General features: G+C 32.9%; 1 pseudogene. It reads left to right on the top strand.

Annotated elements, in window-relative coordinates:
• Positions 1 to 948: pseudogene (locus B0A57_RS11910) on the top strand (PD40 domain-containing protein); the annotation flags it as partial.

Here is a 948-nt window from a genome sequence, read left to right on the forward strand (position 1 = left end):
AAATCCGTAGATTTGTTTGAGAAATTAGGCGATTCTTACTATTTTAATGCAAAACTAAAAGAAGCAAACAAATGGTACAAAGAGCTGTTTGCACTTAATGAAAAAGTAGAACCAGAATATTATTATAGATACTCGCAAACACTAAAAGCAGTTGAAGATTATGCAAATGCAGATGTGTATATGGAGCGTTTTAGAATAAATTTGCCGGGAGATAACAGAGCAAAATTATATAATGATCAAAAAGATTATAAAGCAGTAATTGCGAAAAATTCAGGTCGATACGAAGTAAAACCAACAAAAGTTAATACTAAAATGTCAGATTACGGTTCAGCTATTTTAGGCGATAAATTAATTTTTGCCTCATCACGCGATCACGTTGGTTTAGTAAAATCAAGTTCAAAATGGACAGAAGAAGCATTTACAGATTTGTATGCTGCAGATAAATCAGAAGACGGCACATTAAGTAATCCAAAAAAATTTTCTAACTCAGTCAACTCAAAATTTCACGAAGACAGCCCCGTTTTTACAAATGATATGAAAACGGTATATTTTACAAGAAATAATTACAAAGACGGAAAAACAGGAAAAGACGATAGAAAAGTAATTTTGTTAAAGTTATACAAAGCCACTCTAATCGAAGGGAAATGGCAAGATATTACAGAATTGCCATTTAATAGCGACCAGTATAGTGTAGCGCACCCAGCCTTGAGTCCAGATAACAAAACACTATATTTTGCTTCAAATATGCCAGGAAGCAAAGGTCAGTCTGATATCTTTGCAGTTTCAATTATTAGTGATAATACTTACGGGACACCTGTAAATCTTGCAAAAATAAACACAGAAGGAAGAGAAACTTTTCCTTTTGTTACATCAGATAATGAATTATATTTTGCCTCCGACGGTCATCAAGGTCTAGGAGGATTAGATGTTTTTGCTACAAAATTAACA

Origin of the sequence: Flavobacterium psychrophilum DSM 3660 = ATCC 49418, assembly GCF_002217405.1 — a bacterium.
Lineage (GTDB): Bacteria > Bacteroidota > Bacteroidia > Flavobacteriales > Flavobacteriaceae > Flavobacterium > Flavobacterium psychrophilum.